We start from the raw sequence: 24,971 nt of genomic DNA, 5'->3' as shown, positions 1-24,971 counted from the left end.
CGATGGATGAGTCGGAGCCGATGGATCAGGGGGCTCCGACGGCTCAGGCGGTGCTGACCTCGGGCTTCGCCGGCGCGGCGGCCGTACGCTCGGCGGCGGGCGCGGGCGTCTCGTCCGGGAGCCGGCGCATCAGCAGCCCGTAGCCGAGCCCCGCCGCCGTCCCGACCACCGCGCACATTCCCCAGAGCCACTCCGCGCCGAGCCGGTCGATGACGAGGCCGGACATCAGCGGGGCGACCAGGGAGGCCACGGCCCACGAGAGCGTGTACATGCCCTGGTAGCGACCCCGGCCGTGGGTGGGGGAGAGGCGGACGACAAGCCCGGTCTGGGTGGGCGCGTTGACGATCTCGGCGAGGGTCCACACGCAGACGGTGAGCGCGAACACGCCGACCGATCCGGCGAAGGCGGTCAGCCCGAACCCGTATCCCGCGAGCACCGAGGAGATCACCAGCAGCCGCCGGGCGTCCCGGTGCTCGATGAACCGCGTCACGGGGATCTGCAGCGCGACGATGAGGACGCCGTTGACGGCGATGGCCATGCCGTAGTCGGCCGCCGTGAACCCGGCCGCGCCCATCGCCACCGGCAGTCCGACGGCCCCCTGCTGGAAGACGAGCGCGACGAGGAAGGACAGCCCGACGACGCTCATGAAGCGCCCGTCGCGCAGGACGGTCCCCAGCCCGACCTTGTCGCTGTCGTCGCCGCCCTTGTCCGTCTGCTCGGGCCGTGACTCGGGCAGCTTGAGGAAGACGACGATCGCGCACACGAACGTCATCCCGGCCTCCAGGAGGAAGCCGGCGCGGTAACTGACCTCGGCGATGAACCCGGCGCCCGCGGACGAGACGGCGAAGCCGAGGTTGATGGCCCAGTAGTTGAGCGAGAAGGCGCGGACCCGGTCCTCGGGCCGCACGATGTCCGCCATCATCGCCTGCACGGCCGGCCGGGAGGCGTTGGAGGCCATCCCGACGAGGAACGCGACTCCGGCGATGGCGACGGGATGCTCCATGAACCCGAGCAGCGCGACGGAGGCGGCGGTGGAGGTCTGGGCGATGAGCATGGTGGGCCGCCGTCCGAGCCGGTCCGCCATGACCCCGCCGCCCAGCGACGAGACGACCCCGCCCAGCCCGTGCAGCGAGGCGACGAGCCCGGCGTAGGAGGCGGAGTAGCCGCGGTCCAGGGTCAGGTACAGCGCCATGAAGGTGGCGACGAAGGCGCCGAGCCGGTTGACGAGGGTGCTCGTCCACAGCCACCAGAACTCTCGGGGCAACCCGGACAGCGTCTCGCGGGCGGCACGTCTCAGCACGGCGACAGGCATGGCGGATCCCCCGGAGTGTAAGTGGCGCAGACAGCTCTCAGAACTTACGAGGGGAACGGAGGCGGAGGCCACTCATTTAACAGAACCGGTCAATCGTCACGCCCCTGCCACAGCCCCACCGCCGACTCGTCGCCCGTCCCACCGCCGTCCTGTCCGCTGTACGAGCAGCCGCACACCGCATCGGAGCGGTCGATTACGCTCATACGCATGGCCGACGCACCGTACAAGCTGATCCTCCTCCGCCACGGCGAGAGCGAGTGGAACGCGAAGAACCTGTTCACCGGCTGGGTGGACGTCAACCTCAACGAGAAGGGCGAGAAGGAGGCGGTCCGCGGTGGCGAACTCCTGAAGGACGCCGACCTCCTGCCCGACGTGGTCCACACGTCCCTCCAGAAGCGGGCGATCCGCACGGCCCAGCTGGCCCTCGAATCCGCCGACCGCCACTGGATCCCGGTCCACCGCTCCTGGCGCCTCAACGAGCGCCACTACGGTGCGCTGCAGGGCAAGGACAAGGCGCAGACCCTCGCGGAGTTCGGCGAGGAGCAGTTCATGCTCTGGCGCCGCTCCTACGACACCCCGCCCCCGCCCCTCGAGGACGGCACGGAGTTCTCCCAGTCCGAGGACCCGCGCTACGCGACGATCCCGCCGGAGCTCCGCCCCCGCACGGAGTGCCTCAAGGACGTCGTCATCCGGATGCTCCCCTACTGGTACGACGGCATCGTCCCGGACCTCCTCGCCGGCCGCACGGTCCTCGTCGCCGCCCACGGCAACAGTCTGCGCGCCCTCGTCAAGCACCTCGACGGCATCTCCGACGCCGACATCGCGGGCCTGAACATCCCGACGGGCATCCCCCTCGCCTACGAACTCGACGCAGCCTTCAAGCCGATCACCCCGGGCGGCACCTACCTCGACCCGGAAGCAGCGGCGGCAGCGATCGAGGCAGTCAAAAACCAGGGCAAGAAGAAGTAACGCGACACCGGTCAGCCCCCGACCTGCGGTTTTCTCGTGGGGCGGGGGCTTTTCGGTGGGCTGGGCCGTCTGCGGGCCGTCGGCGGTGAGGCAAGCGGGAGGTCCCGGAAGCGGCAGGGGCGTGCGCGGGGGCCTCAGTCCCCGAGGCCGTCGCGCAGCAGGCGCCGGGCCACCTCCGTGCGGGCCCCGGCGAGTTCCATGACGATCCGCTCGGTTCGGTGGGCCTGCGGCACCACCGCGGCCCCCACGGGTTCCCCGACGAGCAGGCAGGCGCGCCGCAGATGGGTCGGCGGGTGGGTGGTGTCGACCTGGTGTCCGCGCCGGGCTCCGGCGCGGCGCTGTCGTTCGTACTCGTGTTCCGGGACGGACGCCACGTATGCGGTGAGCAGTCCCCACAGTTCGTCGGCCCGGGCTGTGGCCTCCCGGGTGGACCTCCCCCCGCCGAGAGCGGCCCGGTTTGCCTCGCTGCGCAGCAGGACCTCGATCGTTTCGGTGATGAGCAACCGGTCCATGAGGCCCACCGCCGCCTGGGTGGAAGCGGTGCGGGCGGCCCGCCGGTCGGCGAGGTACTCGGCCCGTACCCCGGCCCGCGACGTCAGGCGGACGAGCAGTTCCAGCACTCCTCGGACCAGCAGGCGTGGCACCACGTAGAGGGCGTTGACGGCCATCTCGACGGCGGAGGGATGCGGAAGCGGCCGCAGGGTGTGGTGCCAGAGGGACAGGGTGCGCACCGCCGTGCCCACCACCAGGCCATTGCGCGTGTCGCCGTTGGCGTAGTGGGCCAGTTCGTGGCCGAGCAGCGCGATCCGCTCTGCGGGCGTGAGGACCTCCCACAGCGGCATGCCCAGCACCAGCAGCCGCCGGCCGCGCAGACCGTACGTCCTGACACTGGCGTTGATGCTCCCGTCCACGGCGATCGCGTGCACGCTTCGGGTACCGACCGTCCGGGCCACCTCGTCCACCAGGGCGAAGAGTTCGGGCGCGTCGGCCCGGAACAGCACGGGCCGGTCGCCGGGCAGGCGGCCCACCCTCGGGGCGAGCGCCCAGGCCAGTACGAGGAGCACCAGACCCGCCGCCACGGCGGCCGCGCCCCGGCCCGCCACCACGCACCAGACACCGCCGACGGCGAGCGCGAGGGTGAGGCCGTGCACGGTCAGGGCGAGCGCGATGGCCGTCACGGCCGAGGTGTCGCGCCGCGGGCGCGGTGTGCGCCCGCTCAGCATCTCGGTGAGTAGTTGCTCGCCATGTCGTCGGGCCAGGGCGCGCTCGGCTCGTTCGAGCCGTCCCGCCTCCGGCCGCGGCTCCGCGGGGTCCACGTTCCAGTCGCAGGCGGCGCACCAGAGGGTGAACCGGCTGTCGCCGCGGATCTCCGCGCCGCATTCCGGGCACGGCTGTGTCGTGTCTCTGGCGACGACGGGCACCACGGTTTCCCCTCCTCCGCGACCCTCCCCGAGCCGCTACCTGCCAATACGAGCTGATCTGATCACGCGATGAAGCCACGGTGAAGGTGCGGTCGTCCGTACGGCCTGAACCGTGACCCAAGTTGGCCCGTCTGCTGCCGTGGTCGCTCCACCGCCGTCGGCGTCACAAAGGGAAGTCGAAGGCCCAGGCGGCGACGGTGACCTAGAGGGCCGTGACGGCTTCGCCGGCAGGGGGCTTTTCGGTGGTACGGTCCCGGGCCACGGCGGAGGGCGACGGTGTGCCGGAGAAGGTGGCGTGGGTCCTGGTTCGGGATGGCCTGGTGTTGGTGACGCGTAGCCATGGAAGAGACCGGTTCTACTTCCCGGGCGGGCATCGTGAGCCGGGCGAGTCCGACAGCGAGACCCTGGTGCGGGAGAGAAGGCCTGGTTCCGCTACGCCGACCGGCACCGGGTCTCGGCCGTCGACGGGATGGTCTTCGACGCGCTTCACCGGGCCGGGCGGCTTGTCTGAGGGAGAAGTCCGGGAGCGGTGGTTCTCTGGTCGGGGCCCGGTGTGTTCGGTGTGTTCGGGACGTCAGGGGGCCGGTGTCCTGGCCGGTGAGTCGGCTGCCGCGGGCGGGGCGCTCGTCGTGGTGGGGGTGTCCGTCGGGTTCGTTCGGGGGAGTTGCCGGGTGATGCGGCGGGGGCCGGTCGGTACGAGGAGCGGGTGGGCGACGCCCCAGGCCGCGCCCTTGCAGACCAGTTCCTTGTAGAGCGCGGCGAGGCGTCCCGTGAGGGCCGCCCTGACGGCGCGGTCGTCGGCGGTGACGTACTGGATGAGGCCTTCCCTGCGGCCCAGCGAGATGCACTGGTTGAAGTAGCGCAGCGGCACGTTCGGGACCTTTCCCCCGGTCAGGCGGCCCGCGATGGCGTCGGCCGCCTGCCAGGCCATGGGGACGCCCGAGGCGCACGACATTCGCAGCGGTTTGTCGCCGGGGCCCGTCATCAGGGCCGCGTCGCCGATGGCGTACACGTCGGGGTGCGAGGCCGAGCGCAGGGTCCGGTCGACCACGATCCGGCCCGCGCCGGTGACCTCCAGGGCGGTGGCCTGCGCGATGGGGTGGACGGCGAAGCCGGTCGTCCAGACGGTGACCGCGGACGGGACGGACCTGCCGTCGGCCGCGACGACGTGGCCGGCCTCGACGGCGTGGACGACGGTGTGCTCGTGCACGGTGATGCCGAGATCGTCGACGACCTTGCGCAGGTGCCGGCGGCCCTTGGGCGAGAGCCAGTCGCCGAGGCCGGCGCGCGCGGCGAGGGAGACGTCGAGGTCCGGGCGGGCCTCGGCGATCTCGGTCGCGGCCTCCACGCCGGTGAGGCCGGCGCCCACCACGACCACGGGCTCTCCGGCGGCCAGTCGGGACAGGCGCTCGCGGAGCCGGAGCGCTCCGGGCCGGCTCGCGATCTGGTGGGCGTGCTCGGCGGCGCCCGGCACGCCCTGGTCGTTCCAGCCGCTGCCGAGGGCGTACACGAGGGTGTCGTACGCCAACTCCTCGGTGCCGTCGAAGCCGTCGAAGCCGTCGGTGACGTCGGAACCGTCAGCGGCGTGGACGGCCTGGACGGTGACGGTCCTGCGGTCGACGTCGAGGCGCGTGACCCTCGCGATCTTCAGACGGACGCCGGTGCCCGCGAACATCTCGCTGAGCGGCCGGGGCCTGAGCTCCTGGCCCACCGCCAGCTGGTGCATCCGGACGCGCTCGACGAAGTCGGGCTCGGCGTTGACGAGGGTGATGGCGACGTCTTCGCGGTGCAGTCGCCTGGCGAGGCGCCCGGCGGCGATGGCTCCGGCATATCCGGCCCCGAGGACGATGATGCGGTGCTGCATGTCGCTGCTCCTGTCTTGAGCGGCCTGAGCTGATTCGCCACTTGAACCGGGCGGCCCGCCGTTTCCTGACAGAAGCGCGATGTGAAGCACCTCACATCGCGGTCAGAAGGCGCGGAGCAGGGGCTCCCCGTGGTCGGCGGCGGCCCAGCGCCTGGTCGCGCGCTCGAGCTTGTCGGGGTTGACCTGGTTGCGGAACGCGGCGATGCCGTCGGCGCCGATCTCCAGGCACATCACGCCGATGACCCGGCCGTCGAGGACCGCCACGAGGGCCGGGGCGCCGTTGGCGGTCGCCGCGTAGACGTCGGGCGAGCCGCCGACGAGGGACCGCTTGGCCCGGCTGGGCTTGAACAGGCCGCGCATGAAGGTCGCGACCGCGAGAGCGCCCTCGAACGCCTTGGCGCGGGCCGGGACCTTCCCGCCGCCGTCGCCGATCGCGATGGCGTCCTGGGTGAGCAGCCGCACGAGCGGCTCGGTCCGGCCGCTGGTGGCGGCCGCGAGGAACTCCTCGACGATGCGCCGGGCCGCGGCTTCGTCGATCTCCGTGCGGGCCCTGCCCTGCGCGACGTGTTTCTTGGCGCGGTGGAAGATCTGCTGGCTGGCGGCCTCGGTGAGACCGAGGATCTCGGCGATCTCCCGGTGCGGGTAGTCGAAGGCCTCCCGCAGCACGTACACCGCCCGTTCGTTGGGGGAGAGGCGCTCCAGCAGGGTGAGCACCGCGTAGGACACCGATTCCCGCTGCTCGGCGGTGTCGGCGGGGCCGAGCATCGAGTCCCCGGCGAGCAGCGGCTCGGGAAGCCACTCGCCCACGTAGGTCTCGCGCCGCGCGCGGGCCGACGTGAGCTGGTTGAGGCACAGATTGGTGAGCACCTTCGTCAGCCAGGCCTCGGGGACCGCGACGCGCTCGACGTCGGCCGTCTGCCAGCGCAGGAACGTCTCCTGCACGGCGTCCTCCGCCTCGCTCGCGGAGCCCAGCAGGCGATAGGCGATGGCCTCCAGGCGGGGCCTCGACGCCTCGAACCGGTCCACGTCGCTCACGGTCAGGGCCATGGCACGGATCCTAGCCCGCAGGCGTCGCGGGCCGCGTTTCGTCACCGCTGGGTCACAGGCGGCCGGTCGGAAGAACCTTCGCGGCCTTCCGGTCCGTCTGCCCGGGTGAGCAACGGCGCGAAGCGGACGCCCGCGCCGATTCGGAATCGGGGGAACGGCATGCGTGACACGGATGGCAGCGCGGGCGGAAGCGTCGGCGGACGGGAGAACGGACCGGAGAGCGGAACGGGGAACGGCCGGGAGAACCGGGTCGGGAGCGGGGGTGCCCTTCGGGGGGTGCTCGGGCACGCGCGCCGCGGTTCGGTGGCGGCTGCCGTGGTGGCCTCGGCAGCCCTTGCGATGACGGGGTGCCAGCCGACGGACTCGCCCTCCCCCGCCGGGAGTTCCGCCCCCGTCACGAGCCCCGCCGCCGGGGGGTCCTCCACGGGGGGTTCCTCCTCCGCCGCGAGCTCCGCCCCGGCCGGTTCAGCGTCCGGCGGGTCCGCGTCCGGCGGTTCCGCGTCCTCGGGCCCCGCCACCGCCTCGGCCCCGGCTCCCGGCACCCCTTCGGCCTCCGCCCCTGCCTCCGCCTCCGCTCCCGCCTCGGCGTCGCCCGCCGGCGGTTCGTCGGGCGGTGTCGTGGCGACCTGTGCGGCGAAGAGTCTCAAGGTCACCGCCCGGCAGGCCGCCGAGCGGCCGACGGGCACCGGGACCGGCGCCGCGATCGTCACCTTCACCAACGTCTCCGGCCGGGCCTGCGTCCTCAAGGGGCACCCGTCCGTCGCCGGGGCCGGGAACGGCTCCCCGGCGCACAACTCCCCGCTCGCCGTCACGCCCGTCGGACCGGCCGTGCCGGTCACGGTGGCCCCGGGCGGCAGGGCGTGGGTGAAGCTGACCTTCGTGCAGGTGCAGGGGGAGGCCGACGGGTACTGCGTGTCCGGTGCGAAGCCCTCCGTGTATCCCACGATCGTCGTCGGCCTGCCGGGTTCCGGGGCGCATCAGGTCGCCCTGGACGACGGGCAGTTCGCCGAGTGCGACAACACGGTGACCGTCACGGCCGTGGCGGCGGCCAAGTCCTGACGCGTCCCGGGGGCGGCGAAGGGCCCCGGCGTCGTGTCGACACCGGGGCCCCGCGTCCGCGTACGTTCGTCCGGTGCGCCCTCAGCCGCACTGGCAGGGGTTGCCCGACTGGCATCCGCAGCCGCACCCGGAACCGCAGCCGCACGCGCCGATCAGCATCAGGTTCCTGATCTCGGCGGGCTGCTCGGTCGGGCGCTGCTGTGTCGGGTCGGGCGTGGGAGTGCTGGGGGACTCGGCCATGGGTTCCTCCCGGAGGCGTAGGACCTGTCAGGACCTGTGCCCATTCCATGCCCGTTCCCCTGGGCGCATCAACGGCGCACAGTGTCTTGCGCACACCCTGGCCGGATTCGGTACGCCCCCGGCGGACGACCGCGCGCGGGCGGGCCGGATCCCCACACGCACCACCCGACCCGTCCGACGCTCGTGCCGCTGACGCCCGCACCGCGGATACCCGCGCTCCGGACGCTCGCCGCATCCCTGGCGTCCGCGGCCGCCGGGCGCCCTCTCCGGCGCCCGGTCGCCCCCCTCGCTGCCCCAGAGGCCATGCCCACTGCCCCGGAGACTCCCGCCCCGGAGACTCCCGCCCCGGAGACTCCCACCCCGGAGGCTCCCGCCCCGGAGACTCCCGCCCCGGAGGCTCCCGCCCCGGGGGCCTCGCCTCAGATGCTCTCGTCCTCGGCGCCCGCTCCCGCTCCCGCTCCCGCGCCCGCTCCCGCGCCCGTTCCGGCGGTCGGCTGGATCTCCGGCGGCAGGTCCTGCTGGAGCTCGTCCGCGTGCTCGCCGGTCACCAGGAACACCACGCGCTTGGCGACGGCCACCGCGTGGTCGGCGAACCGCTCGTAGTAGCGGCCGAGCAGGGTCACGTCGACCGCGGTCTCGATGCCGTGCTTCCACTTGTCGTCCAGCAGGTGCTGGAAGAGCGTGCGGTGCAGCAGGTCCATCTCGTCGTCGTCCTGCTCCAGCTGGAGCGCCAGGTCGACGTCCTTGGTGATGATGACCTCGGCCGCCTTCGCCATCAGGCGCTGCGCGAGCTGGCCCATCTCCAGGATCGTGGCGTGCAGGTCGTGCGGCACCGCACGGTTGGGGAAGCGCAGCCGGGCCAGCTTCGCCACGTGCTGGGCGAGGTCGCCGGAACGCTCCAGGTCGGCCGACATCCGCAGCGACGTGACGACGATCCGCAGGTCCGTCGCCACCGGCTGCTGGCGCGCCAGCAGCGCTATCGCCCGCGCCTCCAGATCGTGCTGCAGCTCGTCGACCCTCTTGTCGGCCTCGATGACGCTCTCGGCGAGCTTCAGGTCGGCGTCGAGAATGGCCGTCGTGGCGCGTCCGATCGCCGACCCGACCAGCCGGGCCATCTCCACCAGGCTGTCGCCGATCGAGTCCAGTTCCTCGTGGTACGCGTCCCGCATCAGGGTTCCCTCTCGTACGTCGTTCTTGGGGTTCGGGTTCGGTTCCGGGGGCCAGAACCGGCCGCGACACCAGGTCGGATCCGGTTCTCCGACCGGCGCCGACCGGCCCTGTGACCGGACCTGCGAACCCCACGGTGCCACGCTCCGCCCCGTACGCGTCGATTTCCGTCACCTCAAATGAACCACCACTGGCTCCAAGGTGAACTCTGGGCGACGAGTGTTCGAGCTCGCACCTCGATGGCTGTGGCCAGGACCGAACCCGTGCCTAACCTGGGGGCATGGACGTGAACGCGGCGGTCGCCGCAGCGGCAGCGATCGCCGGGGTGCTCACCGGTGTCATCGCCATGCTGGCGTTCCGCTGGAGCGAGCGGGAGCAGAAGCGCCCCACGCGCACCTCCCTGCACACGGACCCGGTGCTTCCGCCGGGCGTGGACACCGTCCTGTCGGTGCTCCGCTCCTCCGCCGTCGTCCTCGACGAGGCCGACGCCGTCGTCAAGGCCAGCTCCGCCGCGTACGCCCTCGGGCTGGTCCGCGGGGGCAAACTCAGCGTGGAGCCCATGCTGAAGATGGCCCGGGACACCCGACGCGACGGGGAGATACGCCAGGTGGAGCTGGACCTTCCCCGGCGCGGGACGGGACGCGGCGAGGCCCTCGCCGTGTCCGCCAGAGTGGCCCCGCTGGGCTCACGGCTCGTGCTGCTGCTCGTGGAGGACCTCACCGAGGCCCGCCGCATCGAGGCGGTCCGGCGGGACTTCGTGGCGAACGTCAGCCATGAGCTGAAGACGCCGGTGGGCGCGCTCTCCCTCCTCTCCGAGGCCGTCATGGACGCCTCGGACGACCCTGAGGCGGTGGAACGGTTCGCCGGCCGTATGCAGATCGAGGCCACCCGGCTGACCAGCCTGGTCCAGGAGCTCATCGACCTCTCGCGGGTCCAGAACGACGATCCGCTGGAGGACGCCGAACCGGTCGGCATCGACGAACTGGTCGCCGAGGCCGTCGACCGCTGCCGGCACCAGGCCGGCGCCAAGCAGATCACCATGGCCGCGGCAGGCCCGGCCGACCTGCGCGTCTGGGGCAACCGTGGCCAGCTGGCCGCGGCCCTGGGCAACCTGGTCGAGAACGCCGTCAACTACTCGCCCGCCCGTACCCGCGTGGGCATCGCCGCCCGTCGGGTGAACGCGCCGGGCGGGGACCTGATCGAGATCGCCGTGACCGATCAGGGCATCGGCATCTCCGACAAGGACAAGGAGCGCATCTTCGAGCGTTTCTACCGGGTCGACCCCGCCCGTTCCCGTGCCACCGGCGGCACGGGCCTCGGGCTGGCGATCGTCAAGCACGTGGCCGCCTCGCACGGCGGGGAGGTCACGGTGTGGAGCGCCGAGAACCAGGGCTCCACGTTCACCCTGCGGCTGCCGGAGGCGGGCGCGGCCCGCGACCGCGCGCAACAGCGTCCGGACCCGGACGAGGTCGACGACGTCGACGACCTCGACGACGTCAACCCCTCCTCTTCTCACCCCTCACGCCCGGCGCCGCCCCGCGCCTCATCCCCGAATTCGACCGCGTACCAGACGCTTTCCGCCCCGGAGGTCCATCCGTGACCCGAGTGCTCGTCGTCGAGGACGAGGAGTCCTTCTCCGACGCCCTGTCGTACATGCTCCGCAAGGAGGGCTTCGAGGTCGCGGTCGCGACCACGGGCCCCGACGGACTCGACGAGTTCGAGCGCAACGGCGCCGACCTCGTGCTCCTCGACCTGATGCTGCCGGGCCTGCCCGGCACGGAGGTGTGCCGCCAGCTGCGCGGCCGCTCCAACGTCCCCGTGATCATGGTGACCGCCAAGGACAGCGAGATCGACAAGGTCGTCGGCCTGGAGATAGGGGCCGACGACTACGTCACCAAGCCCTTCTCCTCGCGCGAGCTGGTCGCCCGCATCCGGGCCGTGCTGCGTCGCCGCGGCGAGCCGGAGGAGGTGACGCCGGCGGCCCTGGAGGCGGGCCCGGTCCGCATGGACGTCGACCGCCACGTGGTGACGGTCTCCGGCTCCAAGGTCGACCTCCCCCTGAAGGAGTTCGACCTGCTGGAGATGCTGCTGCGCAACGCCGGCCGCGTCCTGACCCGCATGCAGCTCATCGACCGGGTGTGGGGCGCCGACTACGTCGGCGACACCAAGACCCTCGACGTCCACGTCAAGCGCCTGCGCGCCAAGATCGAGCCGGACCCGGGCGCTCCGCGCTACCTGGTGACGGTCCGCGGCCTGGGCTACAAGTTCGAGCCGTAGGCCGGCGCACATGGCTGAAGGGCGGCGCCCCACGCGGGGCGCCGCCCTTCAGCCATGTCCTGGGCCCGCGGGCTCAGTGGCCGGCTGCGGCCTACGCGTTCGGGGAGGCCGAGCCGGACGGCGATCCGGACGCCGCGCCGGACGGCGAGGCGTTCCCGGAGGGCGACGCGCTGCCGGAGGGCGACGCGTTGCCGGACGGCGACGGCGAGGGCTTGGCCGAGGCGCTGGGGACGGAGCTGGGGCCCCAGGAGGAGAAGTAGCCCTCGGCGGGGACGACGAAGGCGCGCAGGCTGACCGCGCCGGTCTCGCTGAAGGTGAAGGTCACCTTCTGCGCGTTGCCGTCCTGAACGGCCTCACGGCTGCTCGGCAGGACGGCGGAGGCGTTGTTCGCTCCGCCGATGACGACCGAGCCGTGGGCCGGGACGGTGATCTTGCCGTGGCCCTTGGCGGGCTTGAGCTCGGCGGACTTGCCCGTGCCGTCGAGGGCGACGGACTCCAGGGTCTGGGGGTTGTCGCTGCCGTTGAAGACCGTCGCCGAGATCACCGCGGGACCGGTCGACTGCAGGTCGGGCTGGGTGATGACGAGGACGTTCTGCAGCTTGATCTGGCCGACGTGGGCGGCGGCGTTGTCCGGCTTGATCTCCAGGGTCTGGGAGTCGTTGCCGGCGCCGCAGGCGGCGAGCGAGGCGATCGAGAACGCGATGGCGGAGGCGGCGAGGGCGCCGCGTCGAAGGCTGCTGCTCACGGCGGCGGCAACTCCTTTTGTACGCGCGGGCGGCTTTCCTTTGAACAAAGCCGTCCTAAGGGTCTGTCAGCAGCCTCAGGTTACCGAGCCCTTCCCACGCCGCCGCACCCGACCCGCCTCTGGAGTGATCTCGGGCCCGACGGACCTCCCGGCCACTCTCCCGGCCGCACGTCCGGCCACTCTCCCGGTCGCACTTCCGGCCACTCTCCCGGTCGCACTTCCGGCCGCGCCTCAGGCCGCACTCCCCGCCGTCTCGCGGCTGATGGCCGGCGCCCCCCGTCACACCCGTCCTGACACACCCGTCCCGACACACCCGTCCCGACGGTCGCTCGCGACCCGTGAGTCACATTGGCTTCATCCGTGGTCCACCTGCTCGCGCGTCATTCCCATAAGCGCGGTCCACGTCCGGCCGCGGATTTTCCGTGAAGGAATGCGCGCCCGTTCCGGAATTGATCACGCCCCCGGCCGAACGGCTGATGATCAATTCAAGAAACGGCTCGTAACCGGCCGGGCGCACCGAACGGAGTAACGGAAGTCGCACATGCGGAAGCGGACATATGTGGACGTTCGGCCGTTCGGGCGGGACTTCGGGTGCGTGTAGCGTACGCGTTTCTCCCCCCTCGGAGAGCGGCTCCGACCTGCGGATACCTGCCCCCGCAGGCCCTCCGCAGCACGTCCGTGTTGGTGTTGTCAAGCCCCGAGATATGCCCTGACCTGCGAAAACGCCATTCAGAACCCGGAGTTTCCGTGTTACCCTGGATAGCCACGGAAGGGGTACCTGTCACATGACGTTCAAGGTTGGCGACACCGTGGTCTATCCCCATCACGGGGCCGCGCTGATCGAGGCTATCGAAACTCGCCAGATCAAAGGCGTGGACAAGACCTACTTGGTGCTGAAGGTCGCCCAGGGCGACCTGACGGTACGTGTGCCAGCGGACAATGCGGAGTTCGTCGGCGTGCGTGATGTGGTCGGTCAGGACGGGCTGGACCGGGTCTTCGAGGTGCTGCGCGCGCCGTACGCCGAGGAGCCCACGAACTGGTCGCGTCGTTACAAGGCAAATCTGGAGAAGCTCGCCTCCGGCGATGTCATCAAGGTCGCGGAAGTCGTGCGTGACCTGTGGCGTCGTGAGCGCGAGCGCGGACTCTCCGCCGGTGAGAAGCGCATGCTCGCCAAGGCCCGCCAGATCCTGGTGAGCGAGCTCGCTCTCGCGGAGAACACCAACGAGGACAAGGCCGAAGCCCTGCTCGACGAGGTTCTCGCGTCCTGACGCCGGCTCTCACCGGCCTCGGCACACCGAAGAACACTGAAGAACACTGAACTGCCGCGGTGCCCGATGACGTATCTCCCGTCGCCGGGCGCTGCGGCATGTTCACGTTCGGACATCGCCGGACCGCCCCGCTCCGACCGCCTGCCCCATGCCCCGCCCTCACGGGGGTGACCCCCCGATACTTTGGTGTGCCGGGCCCGGGCTGCTGCCTCGACCGGTGCGTCACGGAAGGGTCGGTCAAGGCGTCGCGCCCGGCACTTCCCAGGCCATACCCACGGCAGGCCAGCACACAAACCTGACAGGAACCGATGTCTGACGATTCGCGTCCCTCCCCCGCGCCCGCCCGCACGGCCGCGGTGATTCCGGCCGCCGGCCGGGGCGTCCGCCTCGGTCCGGGCGCACCCAAGGCACTGCGCGCGCTGAGCGGCACGCCCATGCTGATCCACGCGGTACGCGCCCTGGCCGCCTCCCGCGCCGTCTCCCTGGTGGTCGTCGTGGCCCCGCCCGACGGCGCCGCCGGGGTCAAGTCGCTGCTCGACGCGCACGCGCTGCCCGACCGCACCGACTTCCTGGTCGTCCCCGGCGGCGACACCCGCCAGGAATCGGTGAAGCTGGGCCTGGACGCCCTGCCGCCCGAGTACGAGATCGTGCTGGTCCACGACGCCGCCCGGCCTCTCGTCCCCGTCGACACGGTGGACGCCGTCATCGAGGCCGTCCGCGAGGGCGCCCCGGCCGTCGTGCCCGCGCTGCCGCTCGCGGACACCGTGAAGGAGGTCGAGCCGGCCGCAGCCCCCGGCGACGCCGAGCCGGTCGTCGCCACCCCCGAGCGAGCCCGCCTGCGCGCCGTGCAGACCCCGCAGGGCTTCGACCGCGCCACCCTGGTCCGCGCCCACGAGACGGTCGAGAAGGACGTCACCGACGACGCCGGCATGGTCGAGCAGCTCGGCCTGACGGTCGTGGTCGTCCCCGGCCACGAGGAGGCCTTCAAGGTCACCCGCCCCCTGGACCTGGTCCTCGCGGAGGCGGTCCTGGCCCGCAGGAGGCTCAACGATGGCTTCTGAGACGCCGTTCGCCGGGACCCCGCTGCCCCAGGTCGGCATCGGCACCGACATCCACGCCTTCGAGGAGGGCCGCGAGCTGTGGTGCGCGGGCCTGAAGTGGGAAGGGGAGGGCCCCGGACTGGCCGGGCACTCCGACGCGGACGTCGTCGCGCACGCCGCCTGCAACGCGCTCTTCTCCGCCGCGGGCCTCGGCGACCTCGGACAGCACTTCGGCACCGGCCGCCCCGAGTGGTCCGGCGCCGCGGGCGTCACCCTGCTCACCGAGGCGGCCCGGATCGTGCGCGCGGCCGGCTTCGTCATCGGCAACGTCGCCGTCCAGGTCGTCGGCCCCCGGCCCAAGATCGGCAAGCGGCGCGACGAGGCCCAGAAGATCCTCTCGGAGGCGGCGGGAGCCCCGGTGTCGGTGTCCGGCGCGACCACGGACGGACTGGGCTTCCCCGGGCGGGACGAAGGCCTGATGGCGATCGCCACGGCGCTGGTCGCGCGCACCGGCTGAACCCCCGCCGCGGCGCACGCCCCGGCCCGTGCCCCGGCATGTCACGAATATGTGGCCCTTGGGCGGAAGGGGCCCGGGGCACTGCCCCGCGCCCACTACCCTGGTGGGGTGACCATTCGCCTGTACGACACCAGCGCCCGGCAGATCCGTGACTTCATCCCGCTCACGCCGGGTTGCGTCTCGATCTACCTCTGTGGCGCCACCGTGCAGGCCGCCCCGCACATCGGGCACGTCCGCTCCTACCTGAACTTCGACATCATGCGCCGCTGGCTCATCCACCGCGGCTACGACGTCACGTTCATCCGCAACGTCACCGACATCGACGACAAGATCATCGCGAAGTCGCACGACCAGGGCCGCCCCTGGTGGTCCATCGGGTACGAGAACGAGCGGGCCTTCAACGACGGCTACGACGCCCTCGGCTGCCTCCCGCCGACCTATGAACCGCGCGCCACCGGGCACGTCCCCGAGATGATCGAGATGATGCGCGGCCTCATCGAGCGCGGCCACGCCTACGCGGCCGACGGCAGCGTCTACTTCGACGTGCGCTCCTTCCCCGGGTACCTGGAGCTGTCCAACCAGGACCTCGACGACCTGCGCCAGCCCGCCGAGGAAGGCATCACCGGCAAGCGCGACCCGCGCGACTTCGCGATGTGGAAGGCGAGCAAGCCGGGCGAGCCCGACTGGGAGACCCCCTGGGGCCGCGGCCGCCCCGGCTGGCACCTGGAGTGCTCGGCCATGGCGCACAAGTACCTGGGCTCCGCCTTCGACATCCACGGCGGCGGCCTCGACCTGATCTTCCCGCATCACGAGAACGAGATCGCCCAGGCCAAGGCCTACGGCGACGAGTTCGCCCGGTACTGGGTGCACAACGCCTGGGTCACCATGAGCGGCGAGAAGATGTCGAAGTCGCTGGGCAACAGCGTCCTCGTCTCCGAGATGGTCAAGCAGTGGCGCCCGATCGTGCTGCGCTACTACCTCGGCACCCCGCACTACCGCTCGATGATCGAGTACAGCGAGGAGTCCCTGCGCGAGGCCGAGTCGGCGTTCGCGCGGATCGAGGGCTTCGTGCAGCGCGTCATCGAGAAGAGCGGCGGAGTCGTCGAGCCCGCGGCCGAGGTGCCCCCCGCGTTCGCCGAGGCGATGGACGACGACCTGGGCGTTCCCCAGGCCCTGGCCATCGTGCACACGACGGTCCGGCAGGGGAACTCGGCCCTCGCCGCCGACGACAAGGAAGCCGCCGTGGCCCGCCTCGCCGAGGTGCGCGCCATGCTCGGCGTCCTCGGTCTGGACCCGCTCGACGCCCACTGGGCCGGCGAGGAGAGCCGGGGCGAGGACCTGCACGGCGTGGTCGACAGCCTCGTACGCCTCGTTCTGGACCAGCGCCAGTCGGCCCGCGCGCGCAAGGACTGGGCGACCGCGGACGCCATCCGCGACCAGCTCACCCAGTCCGGCCTGACCATCGAGGACGGCCCGCAGGGCCCGCGCTGGACCCTGGGTCCGCGCTAGGACGGCCACGGGCCCGTCCTTGATCGACTGTGCCGCCCGGCCCCCCGGGCGGCACACTGCATAAGACGTTTGTACGAAGCTCACGGAGACGAGTGACTCATGGCAGCCAACAACCGCCGCATGTCCGGCAAGAAGGGCGCGCAGGTCGGCAGTGGCGGCCAGCGACGCAAGGGCCTGGAGGGCAGGGGTCCGACCCCGCCCGCCGAGATGCGCAAGAAGCACAAGGCGAACCGCATCGCGAACGCCAAGGCGAAGCAGGCCGCACGCCGGCCCGCGCCGCGCGGCCGCGGCGGCAAGGGCACGTCCGAGATGGTCGTCGGCCGTAACCCCGTCGTCGAGGCGCTGCGCGAGGGCGTCCCGGCGACGACGCTGTACGTCCAGCAGTTCATCGACAACGACGAGCGGGTGCGCGAGGCGCTCCAGCTCGTCGGCGAGCGCGGCGGCATCCACCTGATGGAGGCCCCCCGCCCCGAACTGGACCGCATGACCAACGGCCTCAACCACCAGGGCCTGGTCCTGCAGGTCCCGCCGTACGAGTACGCCCACCCCGAGGACCTGGCCGCCGCGGCCTACGACGGCGGCGAGGACCCGCTGATCGTCGCCCTCGACGGCGTCACCGACCCGCGCAACCTCGGCGCCGTCGTCCGCTCCGTCTCCGCCTTCGGCGGCCACGGCGTCGTCGTCCCCGAGCGCCGCGCGGCCGGGATGACCGCCGGCGCCTGGAAGACGTCCGCCGGCGCCGCCGCCCGCACCCCGGTCGCCCGCGCCACCAACCTCACCCGCGCCCTGGAGGCCTACAAGAAGGCCGGCATCGCGATCGTCGGCCTGGCCGCCGACGGGGAGCACGAGGTCGGCGAGCTGCCGGCCCTCGACGGTCCGGTCGTCATCGTCGTCGGCAGCGAGGGCAAGGGGCTCTCCCGGCTCGTCGGCGAGACCTGCGACTTCCGGGTGCGGATCCCCATGCCGGGCGGCGCCGAATCCCTCAACGCGGGTGTGGCGGCGGGCATCGTGCTCTACGAGGCGGCCCGGCGCAGGAGCTGACCGCGGTCCGGGGGAGCTTGCGGTCCGGGTGGGCTTGCGGACCGGGTGGGCTTGCGGACCGGGTGGGCTTGCGGACCGGGGCGCACGGATGTCCGCAAGCTCACCCGAACGGGTCAACCCCGGCGCGTAGTACAACCTTGACGGAGTCCGGACAGATCCGCCGAGTCAAAGCAGTGTCCTAACCACACGTCACTCGGTTAGATGAGTGTGGACACCAGAACACCCCGCACACCCACGGGGGACCGCTCGTCGGGATTCGACGACGCTCCCGCGCTGAGCATGGTGAAGGTGCCGAGCGACCCGGCGCAGATCATCGTCAGCCACGCGAGCTTCCGCGTGCAGCTCGGCGCGTCGGCGCGGCGTAACCAATCCCCGCGGATCGCCCGGCACGTGAGCGCCATCGATGACACCGCGCGCATGCCCCTCGTCGGGGCGGCGGGCAGAGCGGGCGCCGCTGCCGGAGGCCGCCGGCGGGCCGTCGTCTGGAGCGGCAAGTCCGCCCCGGACGACACCGGCGCCCACCGACTGCTGCAGGCCGTGCGGGCAGGCAGCGTCGGCCACGGCGAACCGCCGACGGCCGACGCCGGGGCCACCCAGGTCATCCCCCGCGTCGGCGCCGACGGCCGGGGCTACGACGGCCGACTCGCCGCCCAGACCCTGGAGACCCCGCTCGTCGGAGCCCAGCGCACGCCCGCCGCCGGCGAACACCGCCTCCTGCCGAACATGCGCACCGTAGGCAGCGCCTACGACGAACCCGCCTACGACGACGCCCAGTTCGAGGACTTCGGCGAGATCGGCCACGGCCGCGGCCCGGACGCCGAACCGACCCGGCGCAGCCGCCGCCAGAGCGACGACCCCGCCCGGCACGCCTACTACCCCGGCCGCCGGATGAACCTCGGCGTCGTCCTCCTCCCGCTGCGCGTCTTCCTCGGCTTCATCTCCATCTACGCCGGCATGGGCAAGCTGTGCGACCCCGTCTACTTCGACGGCGGCAAGCGCGGTTCCATGGTCAAGTGGCTCGACACCCTGCACCCCTGGGAAGTCGCCGAGCCCATGCGCCAGTTCGCCCTGCACCACCCCGTCGGCTCCGGCCTCGTCATCGCCTTCCTCCAGGTCGTCGTGGGCGTCCTCACGGTCCTGGGCTGCTGGCAGCGCGTCGCCGCGGTGCTCGGCGCCGGACTCTCGGCCGCGCTCATCGTCACCGTCAGCTGGAAGACCGTCCCGGTCTACGACACCCCCGACATCATCTACCTCGCCGCCTGGTCGCCGCTGATCATCGCCGGCGCCCCCGTCTACTCCGTCGACGGCCGGCTCGCCGCGGGCGCCTGGCGCCGTCTCGGCCCCCGCACCGACCTGTGGGAGCTGCGCCGCTACGTGCTGCGCCGCGGCGCCCTCGTCACCGCGATCGCCGTCGGCCTCACCCTGCTCGTCGGCTCCCTGCTCGGCGGCGCCGTCCGCGACGCCGACCGCGTGGTCGTGCCCGGCCCGGGCGAGCCCCCGCGCAACGAACTGCCCGGCTCGCCGCTCCCCGAGCAGTCCGGTTCGCACAAGGCCTCCCGGCAGCAGCCCTCCGCGTCCACCTCGCCCACCCACGGAGCCGCCTCGGCGTCCCCGACGGCCGGCACGGACAGCGAGCCCTCCAAGACCCACGACTCCGGCACCGCCGGCGGCTCCGGCGCGGGTGCGCCCAGCCAGACCCAGGGCACCGCGGGCGAGGCCCCGCACGAGCGGTCCACCCCGCAGGAGCACGCCCCGGCCACCGGCTCGGGCCCCTCCTCCGGCGGCTCGGCCTCCTCCGGCGGCTCCACGCACGGCGGCGGCAGCGGCTCTGACGGCGGCTCGTCGTCCTCGGGCCAGCCGGGCCTGGTGGGCGGCCTGCTCGGGTAGGGCGCCTGCTCGGGCAGAGCGGACGTCCAAGACGACCTGGGTGCCGTGCGCTGCACAGCGCACGGCACCCAGGTCGTTTTCACGCGGAACGCGGAACGCGGAACGCGGAATGCGGAATGCGAGGCGAGGCGCGGAACACGGGATTACGGGACGCGGGGCTGTGCCGATGTGCGGCATGGGGCGATGCGCGGCTCCGCCACGCGGCGGCGACCGGCCCCCTCACCGGACCGGCAGCCGAACACGACCCATCCCCCTCGACCCGCCCCCCGACCCGCCCCCCTCAAGGCCCGGCAGGGCGACGCTCAGCGACGAACCGCGGCCAGCTCCTTCGCCGCCTCGGTCAGATCCTTCGCCGTGTCGATGGCCCGCCAGTACGCCCCCTGCGGGAGCGGGAAGCCGGCCAGCCGCCGCACACGGGCCAGATGCGGGAACGTCGTCCGCTCATGATCGCCGCGTTCGGGCAGCAGCCCCGCGAACTCCGGCGAGAAGACGTACACGCCCGCGTTGATCTCGTACGTCGTGGGCGGCGCCTCGATGAAGTCGGTGATGTGACCGAACCCGTCCGTCTGCACCGCGCCCCACGGGATGCGCGGACGCGCCAGCGCCAGGGTCGCTATGGCGTCGCGCTCGGTGTGGAAGTCGGCCATCTCGCGCAGCGAGAAACGGGTCCAGATGTCGCCGTTGGTGGCGTACCAGGAACGGTCGGGGTGCGGGAGGCGCGCGGCCGCGTACTTCAGACCGCCGCCGCGGCCCAGAGGCTCGGTCTCCACGACGGTGGTGACCGCCACGGGTAGATCGGCCGACTTCAGCCAGTCCTGCAGCACCTCGGCGAGATGGCCGCAGGAGACGACGACGTCGGTCACGCCCTCCTCGGCGAGCCAGCGCAGCTGATGACCGATGATCGGCGTCCCCGTACCGGGGATCTCGACCATCGGCTTGGGCCGGTCGTCGGTGTACGGGCGCAGCCGCGACCCCTGGCCACCGGCCAGGATGACGGCTTGCGTGGGGCGGGACGCGGTGTGCGGATCGGTCATGCCCGCACTGTACGTGCCGCAAGAGCGGGACGTACGGTTCCCCCGGTGGATGAGGAGCCGCACGTCCCGGTACGGATGCCAGGGCCCGGCGACCGGGCCCTCTGCCTGGGATTCCTGCCTGGGATTCCTGCCTGAGCCGGCGCTTCAGCCCTGGACCCGGCCCTGCGCCCGGCCCCATGTCCGGCGCGCTGTCCGGGCTCCGGCCCCGCGCCTCAGCCCCGCGCCGCCAGAACGCCCGAGGCGAAGGCCGTGTCGCACACCGGGCGGGCGTACGACTGGGCGCGCGAGGGACCGTACATGCGGACCGCGGCGCGACCGAGGGCACGGGCGATGGAGGAGCAGTGTCTGGCCAGCGACGGCTTGCCGTTCACGGCGGCCTGGAGATGGGTCAGGGCGACGCCCGGATCCTTCTCCTGGAGCTCGGCCAGCAGCTGGTCGCGCAGGACGTCCTGCGGGGCCTTGGCGGCCTGGTGCGAGGACTGGTGCGCGGTGGAGACGTCGGAGGCGGTGAGCACCGAATCCGAGGGGTTCCCCGACCAGTTGACCCGGGTGACCGCGAGGGTCCCGGAGAGCACCATGACGACGGGCAGGACGAGGGCGAGCGAGCGGCCGATCCGGCGGGCTGGGCCGCCCCGGCCGCTGCGCGTGCGCTGGGTGGTGGAGTGGTTCGCGGAGTGCTTCACGCGTGAGAGGGTAGCGTGCAGTAATGATTTGGCGACATTTAGTCACCCGGACGGGGGATGATGTCGTGCCCTCCATTGGGTAAGGGGTTGACGAGCGCCCGGCGAAATGTCCGCTGTGCCGGGGATTCTGCGGACGCGGAAGAGGGCCCCGCAGCAGGCTGCGGGGCCCTCTTCGTCAATCCGGGTGAATCACCCGGATTCAATCCTGTGCGTCAGTCCGAAAGACGCGCGCCCGTCGACGTCGAGAACACGTGGGTCTCGCCCGCACGCGGGACGACGTGCAGCGTGCTGCCCTTCTCCGGGACGTCACGGCCGCCGACCCGGACCACGAGGTCCTTCGACTCGTCGCCCACCTTGGCGGTGCCGTACACGAACGCGTCCGAGCCGAGCTCCTCGACCACGTTCACCACGACCGCGAGACCCTGGTCCCCGTCGGGACCGGCCACGTCGAAGTGCTCCGGGCGGACGCCGACGGTGACCGTCTTGTCCGTGGCCGCGGACAGCGCGTCACGCTGCACCGGCACCACCGAGTTGCCGAACTTCACGCCGCCGTCGGCGATCGGCACCTCGACGAGGTTCATCGCCGGGGAGCCGATGAAGCCGGCCACGAAGAGGTTCGCGGGCCTGTCGTACATGTTGCGCGGGGTGTCGACCTGCTGGAGCAGACCGTCCTTGAGGACCGCCACACGGTCGCCCATGGTCAGGGCCTCGACCTGGTCGTGGGTGACGTACACGGTGGTGATGCCGAGACGGCGCTGCAGCGACGCGATCTGCGTACGCGTCGACACACGCAGCTTGGCGTCCAGGTTGGACAGCGGCTCGTCCATGAGGAACACCTGCGGCTCACGCACGATCGCACGGCCCATCGCCACACGCTGACGCTGACCGCCGGAGAGAGCCTTCGGCTTGCGGTCCAGGTACTCGGTGAGGTCGAGGATCTTCGCGGCCTCCTCGACCTTCTGCCGGATCTCCGCCTTGTTGACGCCGGCGATCTTGAGCGCGAAGCCCATGTTGTCGGCGACCGTCATGTGCGGGTACAGGGCGTAGTTCTGGAACACCATGGCGATGTCCCGGTCCTTCGGCGGCAGGTGCGTCACGTCACGGTCGCCGATGCGGATCGCACCGCCGTTGACGTCCTCGAGCCCCGCGAGCATCCGGAGCGAGGTGGACTTGCCGCAACCGGACGGACCGACCAGGACGAGGAACTCGCCGTCCGCGATCTCGATGTCGAGTCCGTCGACGGCGGGCTTGGTGGAGCCCGGGTAGACCCGGGTCGCCTTGTCGAAAGTGACAGTGGCCATGGCTCGAAGGCCCCCTTCTACCGGCAGGAACGTGCCGGACGATCCGTTGTAGGAAGGTGGTTGGTGTAGTCCACATGAGCGAACTGGGTCAGGACGGTACCTGGCGTTTCCCGGTCTGTCAGCACTTGAGGACATGTGAACTTCAGGGGAACTCCCGAACGAGGCAGAGCGCCGCACCTTTGCTGAGGGAGAAGTGCGTGGCCCGATGAACGGGGGCCTGTGTACAGTGGAGCCGCCTCGCGCGCGTGATGGCGTGCGGTGCCTCCTTAGCTCAGTCCGGCCCAGAGCGGCTGTCTTGTAAACAGCAGGTCGTCGGTTCGAATCCGACAGGGGGCTCGACGGGAAAGTCCAGGTCAGAACCTTTCTGGCCTGGGCTTTTTCTGTCTCTCTCCTTGGCTTTCCGTGGGCCGGTGCGGCTCTTGCCCCCGTGGGGGCGGATGGCGTCGGTGGTGAGGGCGGCCGGCGGGGCGGGCTCGCTGTTCTTTACCCGTTCTGTCGTCAGGGTGCCCGGAATGTCGGAATCTTCCGGACGATACTGGCTGGGTGAATCGGCTCACGGGGGTTTCCCGGGTTCGGCGGGCGGTGTGGGCGTACGTGCGCCGTGCGCCCGGCACCCATGTGTGGCTGGCGGTGCTGTTCGTCACGACGGTGGCGCTCCATCACATGTCCCCGGAGTTCGAGCAGGACTTTCTGCGGCAGCGGTCGACGAACATCCATGAGCTGTCGCGGCATCCGGTGCGGGTGCTGGTGGCGAGCGCGATGTGGATCGACGGCGGGCACTGGGTGCCGTATGTGGCGCTGTACTCCGTCTTCCACGCGCAGGCCGAGCGGTGGCTGGGGACGGCGCGGTGGCTGGCGGTGTGTGCGGCCGCGCATGTGCTGGCGACGTTGATCAGCGAGGGTGCGCTGGCGGTGGCCATCCAGGACGGACTGGCGCCGCGGTCGTCGGTCAACTCCTTGGACGTGGGGGTGAGCTATGCGCTGGCGGGGGTGGCGGCGGTACTGGTCTACCGGATCGGTTCGCCGTGGCGGTACGGGTATCTGGCGGGGCTCCTCGTCTTCTACGGGATTCCGCTGGCGGTCGCGCCGACCTTCACCGACTTCGGGCACTTCGTGTCCGTGCTGATCGGGCTGGGGTGTTATCCGCTGGTCAGGGGGCGGGAGACGGTGCGGGATCCGAAGGAGGCGGGGGCGGCTCCGACGGGTGGCTTCCGGCCATGAGCAGCCGGGCGGCCGGATGCGTCGGTGCTGGGGTCGCGTCTGTCGCGGGGGTCGCGGGGCTGCCTTCGCGGCGGGGATTGTCAGTGGTGGGGTGCAGCATGGGGGGCATGGCGAGGACTGGGGCCGGGAGGACCGGCGACACGGGCAGGACCGGGGGCAGGGCGGGTGCGGCCGTGAAGGGCGCCCGGCGTCCGGAGGTGCGGTTGCCTGCGTTGGAGCCGTTCGGGGGCGGGGGGCTGGAGCCCGACGGGGATTACGACGGTGTGGAGTGGCGCGATCTGGATCTCGCCGGGCAGGACGGCGGGGGAGCGCGCTTCATGGACTGCGCGCTGACGGGCTGCGCGCTGGATGGGACGAGACTGCGGCGCGCGCGTTTCCTCGACTCGGTTCTGACCGGTCCGCGGGGGGTGGGCACGGATCTGGCGGAGGCGACCCTGCGTGACGTCGAGCTGCTCGACGCGCGGCTGGGGGGCGCTCAGTTGTACGGGGCGGTGCTGGAGCGGGTCGTGGTGCGCGGTGGCAAGATCGACTACCTGAATCTGCGTCAGGCGCGGCTGCGGGACGTCGTCTTCGAGGGGTGTGTGCTGGTCGAGCCCGATTTCGGCGGTGCCCGGCTGGAGCGTGTCGAGTTCGTCGACTGCGCTCTGAAGGCGGCGGACTTCACGGCGGCGACGCTGACGGACGTGGACCTGCGCGGTGCGGCGGAGCTGGGGCTCGCGGGTGGTGTGGACCGGTTGTCGGGCGCGGTGATCAGTCCTGCCCAACTGCTCGACCTGGCGGCGGTGCTGGCGGCCGAGCTGGGGATCAGGGTGGAGGGCTGAGGCGGGCGGTGGTCCGTGGGTGCGGCGCCCGGCGCCGTCCGGCGCTCATCCCACCCGGGGGAAGCGTGCCTGCAGGGTCCAGACGGCCGGGTTCTCGCCGAGGTCCTCGTGCAGGTCGGTGAGGTCGGCGAGGAGGTCGTGGAGGAAGTCGCGTGCCTCGCGGCGGAGTTCGGCGTGGGAGAAGGTGAGCGGGGGTTCCTCGGGCGGCATCCAGTCGGCTTCGATGTCCACCCAGCCGAAGCGGCGCCGGAAGAGCATGCGGTCGGTGGACTCGGTGAAGTCCAGTTCCGCGTACTGGGGGCGGGAGGCGCGGGAGCCCGCCGGGTCCTGGTCGACGTTCTCCACGATGTCGCACAGCGCCCAGGCGAAGTCGAGCACCGGCACCCATCCCCAGGCTGTGGACAGCTCGCGGTCCGCCTTGGTGTCGGCGAGGTAGACGTCGCCGCAGAACAGGTCGTGGCGCAGGGTGTGGACGTCTGCGCGCCGGTAGTCCGTCTGGGGCGGGTCCGGGAAGCGGTTGGAGAGGGCGTAGCCGATGTCGAGCACGT

At 71.9% G+C, this 24,971-nt stretch carries 23 protein-coding genes and 1 tRNA gene; 13 read left to right on the top strand and 11 right to left on the bottom strand.

Annotated features, from left to right (window positions below; all coding sequences use genetic code 11):
- Positions 1-43: 43 nt before the first annotated feature.
- Positions 44-1,312, bottom strand: a complete 1,269-nt coding sequence (locus tag Sri02f_RS08095) for an MDR family MFS transporter (RefSeq protein WP_174855607.1) — start codon at positions 1,310-1,312, stop codon at positions 44-46.
- A gap of 207 nt (positions 1,313-1,519) precedes the next feature.
- Between Sri02f_RS08095 and Sri02f_RS08090 the strand changes: the two genes are divergently transcribed.
- Positions 1,520-2,281, top strand: coding sequence for a phosphoglyceromutase (locus Sri02f_RS08090; RefSeq protein WP_109000397.1), 762 nt, complete (start codon positions 1,520-1,522; stop codon positions 2,279-2,281).
- Between the two features lie 134 nt (positions 2,282-2,415).
- Here Sri02f_RS08090 and Sri02f_RS08085 read toward each other — a convergent pair whose 3' ends face one another.
- The 3 genes from Sri02f_RS08085 to sigJ form a co-directional block, all read right to left on the bottom strand.
- Complete coding sequence (locus Sri02f_RS08085) at positions 2,416-3,702, bottom strand: M48 family metallopeptidase (RefSeq protein WP_109000482.1); 1,287 nt, start codon at positions 3,700-3,702, stop codon at positions 2,416-2,418.
- A gap of 574 nt (positions 3,703-4,276) precedes the next feature.
- Positions 4,277-5,566: an NAD(P)/FAD-dependent oxidoreductase gene (locus Sri02f_RS08075; protein ID WP_109000396.1), complete on the bottom strand. Its 1,290-nt coding sequence runs from the start codon at positions 5,564-5,566 to the stop codon at positions 4,277-4,279.
- Between the two features lie 102 nt (positions 5,567-5,668).
- Positions 5,669-6,613 carry an RNA polymerase sigma factor SigJ gene (sigJ, locus tag Sri02f_RS08070; RefSeq protein ID WP_109000395.1) on the bottom strand — a complete coding sequence of 315 codons (945 nt, stop codon included), beginning with the start codon at positions 6,611-6,613 and terminating at the stop codon, positions 5,669-5,671.
- Between the two features lie 618 nt (positions 6,614-7,231).
- Between sigJ and Sri02f_RS42595 the strand changes: the two genes are divergently transcribed.
- Positions 7,232-7,672, top strand: a complete 441-nt coding sequence (locus Sri02f_RS42595) for a DUF4232 domain-containing protein (protein ID WP_245970513.1) — start codon at positions 7,232-7,234, stop codon at positions 7,670-7,672.
- 81 nt (positions 7,673-7,753) lie between these two features.
- Here Sri02f_RS42595 and Sri02f_RS41680 read toward each other — a convergent pair whose 3' ends face one another.
- Positions 7,754-7,912: a hypothetical protein gene (locus Sri02f_RS41680; RefSeq protein WP_167467506.1), complete on the bottom strand. Its 159-nt coding sequence runs from the start codon at positions 7,910-7,912 to the stop codon at positions 7,754-7,756.
- 419 nt (positions 7,913-8,331) lie between these two features.
- Positions 8,332-9,081: a phosphate signaling complex protein PhoU gene (phoU, locus tag Sri02f_RS08060; protein WP_109000393.1), complete on the bottom strand. Its 750-nt coding sequence runs from the start codon at positions 9,079-9,081 to the stop codon at positions 8,332-8,334.
- Between the two features lie 278 nt (positions 9,082-9,359).
- Here phoU and phoR point away from each other — a divergent pair, with 278 nt between their 5' ends.
- Both phoR and phoP read left to right on the top strand, forming a co-directional pair.
- Positions 9,360-10,679, top strand: coding sequence for a two-component system sensor histidine kinase PhoR (phoR, locus tag Sri02f_RS08055; protein WP_109000392.1), 1,320 nt, complete (start codon positions 9,360-9,362; stop codon positions 10,677-10,679).
- A 5-nt stretch (positions 10,680-10,684) separates the two neighbouring features.
- The gene (phoP, locus tag Sri02f_RS08050; protein ID WP_004000192.1) at positions 10,685-11,356 is read left to right on the top strand and encodes a two-component system response regulator PhoP; all 672 of its coding nucleotides are present in this window, start codon (positions 10,685-10,687) and stop codon (positions 11,354-11,356) included.
- Positions 11,357-11,447: 91 nt separating this feature from the next.
- Here the strand turns inward: phoP and Sri02f_RS08045 are convergent, their stop codons facing one another.
- Positions 11,448-12,101, bottom strand: coding sequence for a copper chaperone PCu(A)C domain-containing protein (locus Sri02f_RS08045; RefSeq protein WP_109000391.1), 654 nt, complete (start codon positions 12,099-12,101; stop codon positions 11,448-11,450).
- A gap of 785 nt (positions 12,102-12,886) precedes the next feature.
- On the opposite strand from Sri02f_RS08045, the gene Sri02f_RS08035 reads away from it, so the two are divergent.
- The 6 genes from Sri02f_RS08035 (at position 12,887) to Sri02f_RS08010 (ending at position 19,363) form a co-directional block, all read left to right on the top strand.
- On the top strand, positions 12,887-13,369 hold the full coding sequence (locus Sri02f_RS08035) for a CarD family transcriptional regulator (protein WP_003953493.1): 483 nt from the start codon (positions 12,887-12,889) through the stop codon (positions 13,367-13,369).
- A 308-nt stretch (positions 13,370-13,677) separates the two neighbouring features.
- A complete protein-coding gene (gene ispD / locus Sri02f_RS08030; protein WP_109000390.1) occupies positions 13,678-14,430 on the top strand; it encodes a 2-C-methyl-D-erythritol 4-phosphate cytidylyltransferase in 753 nt (250 codons plus the stop codon).
- On the top strand, positions 14,420-14,926 hold the full coding sequence (gene ispF / locus Sri02f_RS08025) for a 2-C-methyl-D-erythritol 2,4-cyclodiphosphate synthase (RefSeq protein ID WP_109000389.1): 507 nt from the start codon (positions 14,420-14,422) through the stop codon (positions 14,924-14,926). The genes ispD and ispF overlap by 11 nt, the downstream gene beginning before the upstream one ends.
- Before the next feature lie 108 nt (positions 14,927-15,034).
- Positions 15,035-16,435, top strand: a complete 1,401-nt coding sequence (gene cysS / locus Sri02f_RS08020; protein WP_109000388.1) for a cysteine--tRNA ligase — start codon at positions 15,035-15,037, stop codon at positions 16,433-16,435.
- A 99-nt stretch (positions 16,436-16,534) separates the two neighbouring features.
- Positions 16,535-17,476, top strand: coding sequence for a 23S rRNA (guanosine(2251)-2'-O)-methyltransferase RlmB (gene rlmB / locus Sri02f_RS08015; protein ID WP_109000387.1), 942 nt, complete (start codon positions 16,535-16,537; stop codon positions 17,474-17,476).
- Between the two features lie 201 nt (positions 17,477-17,677).
- Positions 17,678-19,363, top strand: coding sequence for a DoxX family membrane protein (locus Sri02f_RS08010; protein ID WP_167467505.1), 1,686 nt, complete (start codon positions 17,678-17,680; stop codon positions 19,361-19,363).
- A gap of 302 nt (positions 19,364-19,665) precedes the next feature.
- Here Sri02f_RS08010 and Sri02f_RS08005 read toward each other — a convergent pair whose 3' ends face one another.
- The 3 genes from Sri02f_RS08005 to Sri02f_RS07995 form a co-directional block, all read right to left on the bottom strand.
- Positions 19,666-20,397: a nucleotidyltransferase family protein gene (locus tag Sri02f_RS08005; RefSeq protein WP_109000385.1), complete on the bottom strand. Its 732-nt coding sequence runs from the start codon at positions 20,395-20,397 to the stop codon at positions 19,666-19,668.
- Positions 20,398-20,609: 212 nt separating this feature from the next.
- Positions 20,610-21,080: a hypothetical protein gene (locus Sri02f_RS08000; RefSeq protein ID WP_109000384.1), complete on the bottom strand. Its 471-nt coding sequence runs from the start codon at positions 21,078-21,080 to the stop codon at positions 20,610-20,612.
- A gap of 212 nt (positions 21,081-21,292) precedes the next feature.
- Positions 21,293-22,381: an ABC transporter ATP-binding protein gene (locus Sri02f_RS07995; RefSeq protein ID WP_109000383.1), complete on the bottom strand. Its 1,089-nt coding sequence runs from the start codon at positions 22,379-22,381 to the stop codon at positions 21,293-21,295.
- Positions 22,382-22,641: 260 nt separating this feature from the next.
- Here Sri02f_RS07995 and Sri02f_RS07990 point away from each other — a divergent pair.
- The 3 genes from Sri02f_RS07990 to Sri02f_RS07980 all read left to right on the top strand — a co-directional run bounded on the left by Sri02f_RS07990 (position 22,642) and on the right by Sri02f_RS07980 (position 24,423).
- Positions 22,642-22,717 (top strand) — tRNA-Thr (locus Sri02f_RS07990).
- Positions 22,718-22,924: 207 nt separating this feature from the next.
- Positions 22,925-23,602 carry a rhomboid-like protein gene (locus Sri02f_RS07985; protein ID WP_245970511.1) on the top strand — a complete coding sequence of 226 codons (678 nt, stop codon included), beginning with the start codon at positions 22,925-22,927 and terminating at the stop codon, positions 23,600-23,602.
- A 107-nt stretch (positions 23,603-23,709) separates the two neighbouring features.
- Complete coding sequence (locus Sri02f_RS07980; RefSeq protein WP_245970509.1) at positions 23,710-24,423, top strand: pentapeptide repeat-containing protein; 714 nt, start codon at positions 23,710-23,712, stop codon at positions 24,421-24,423.
- A gap of 45 nt (positions 24,424-24,468) precedes the next feature.
- Here the strand turns inward: Sri02f_RS07980 and Sri02f_RS07975 are convergent, their stop codons facing one another.
- Positions 24,469-24,969, bottom strand: coding sequence for a hypothetical protein (locus Sri02f_RS07975; RefSeq protein WP_109000381.1), 501 nt, complete (start codon positions 24,967-24,969; stop codon positions 24,469-24,471).
- Positions 24,970-24,971: the final 2 nt, after the last annotated feature.

Source organism: Streptomyces rishiriensis (genome assembly GCF_003112535.1).
In the GTDB taxonomy this organism is placed as follows: domain Bacteria; phylum Actinomycetota; class Actinomycetes; order Streptomycetales; family Streptomycetaceae; genus Streptomyces; species Streptomyces rishiriensis.
Note: the sequence above shows the minus strand (reverse complement) of the source record. Positions and strands in the feature narration are given on the sequence as shown.

Coding starts and splice junctions, on each gene's coding strand:
- Sri02f_RS08090 (WP_109000397.1), top strand. CDS start 1,520: ATGGCCGACGCACCGTACAAGCTGATCCTCCTCCGCCACGGCGAGAGC.
- ispD (WP_109000390.1), top strand. CDS start 13,678: ATGTCTGACGATTCGCGTCCCTCCCCCGCGCCCGCCCGCACGGCCGCG.
- Sri02f_RS08010 (WP_167467505.1), top strand. CDS start 17,678: ATGAGTGTGGACACCAGAACACCCCGCACACCCACGGGGGACCGCTCG.
- Sri02f_RS41680 (WP_167467506.1), bottom strand. CDS start 7,912: ATGGCCGAGTCCCCCAGCACTCCCACGCCCGACCCGACACAGCAGCGC.
- Sri02f_RS08005 (WP_109000385.1), bottom strand. CDS start 20,397: ATGACCGATCCGCACACCGCGTCCCGCCCCACGCAAGCCGTCATCCTG.
- rlmB (WP_109000387.1), top strand. CDS start 16,535: ATGGCAGCCAACAACCGCCGCATGTCCGGCAAGAAGGGCGCGCAGGTC.
- Sri02f_RS08095 (WP_174855607.1), bottom strand. CDS start 1,312: ATGCCTGTCGCCGTGCTGAGACGTGCCGCCCGCGAGACGCTGTCCGGG.
- sigJ (WP_109000395.1), bottom strand. CDS start 6,613: ATGGCCCTGACCGTGAGCGACGTGGACCGGTTCGAGGCGTCGAGGCCC.
- Sri02f_RS07980 (WP_245970509.1), top strand. CDS start 23,710: ATGGCGAGGACTGGGGCCGGGAGGACCGGCGACACGGGCAGGACCGGG.
- phoU (WP_109000393.1), bottom strand. CDS start 9,081: ATGCGGGACGCGTACCACGAGGAACTGGACTCGATCGGCGACAGCCTG.
- ispF (WP_109000389.1), top strand. CDS start 14,420: ATGGCTTCTGAGACGCCGTTCGCCGGGACCCCGCTGCCCCAGGTCGGC.
- Sri02f_RS08035 (WP_003953493.1), top strand. CDS start 12,887: ATGACGTTCAAGGTTGGCGACACCGTGGTCTATCCCCATCACGGGGCC.
- Sri02f_RS08075 (WP_109000396.1), bottom strand. CDS start 5,566: ATGCAGCACCGCATCATCGTCCTCGGGGCCGGATATGCCGGAGCCATC.
- phoR (WP_109000392.1), top strand. CDS start 9,360: ATGGACGTGAACGCGGCGGTCGCCGCAGCGGCAGCGATCGCCGGGGTG.
- Sri02f_RS07995 (WP_109000383.1), bottom strand. CDS start 22,381: ATGGCCACTGTCACTTTCGACAAGGCGACCCGGGTCTACCCGGGCTCC.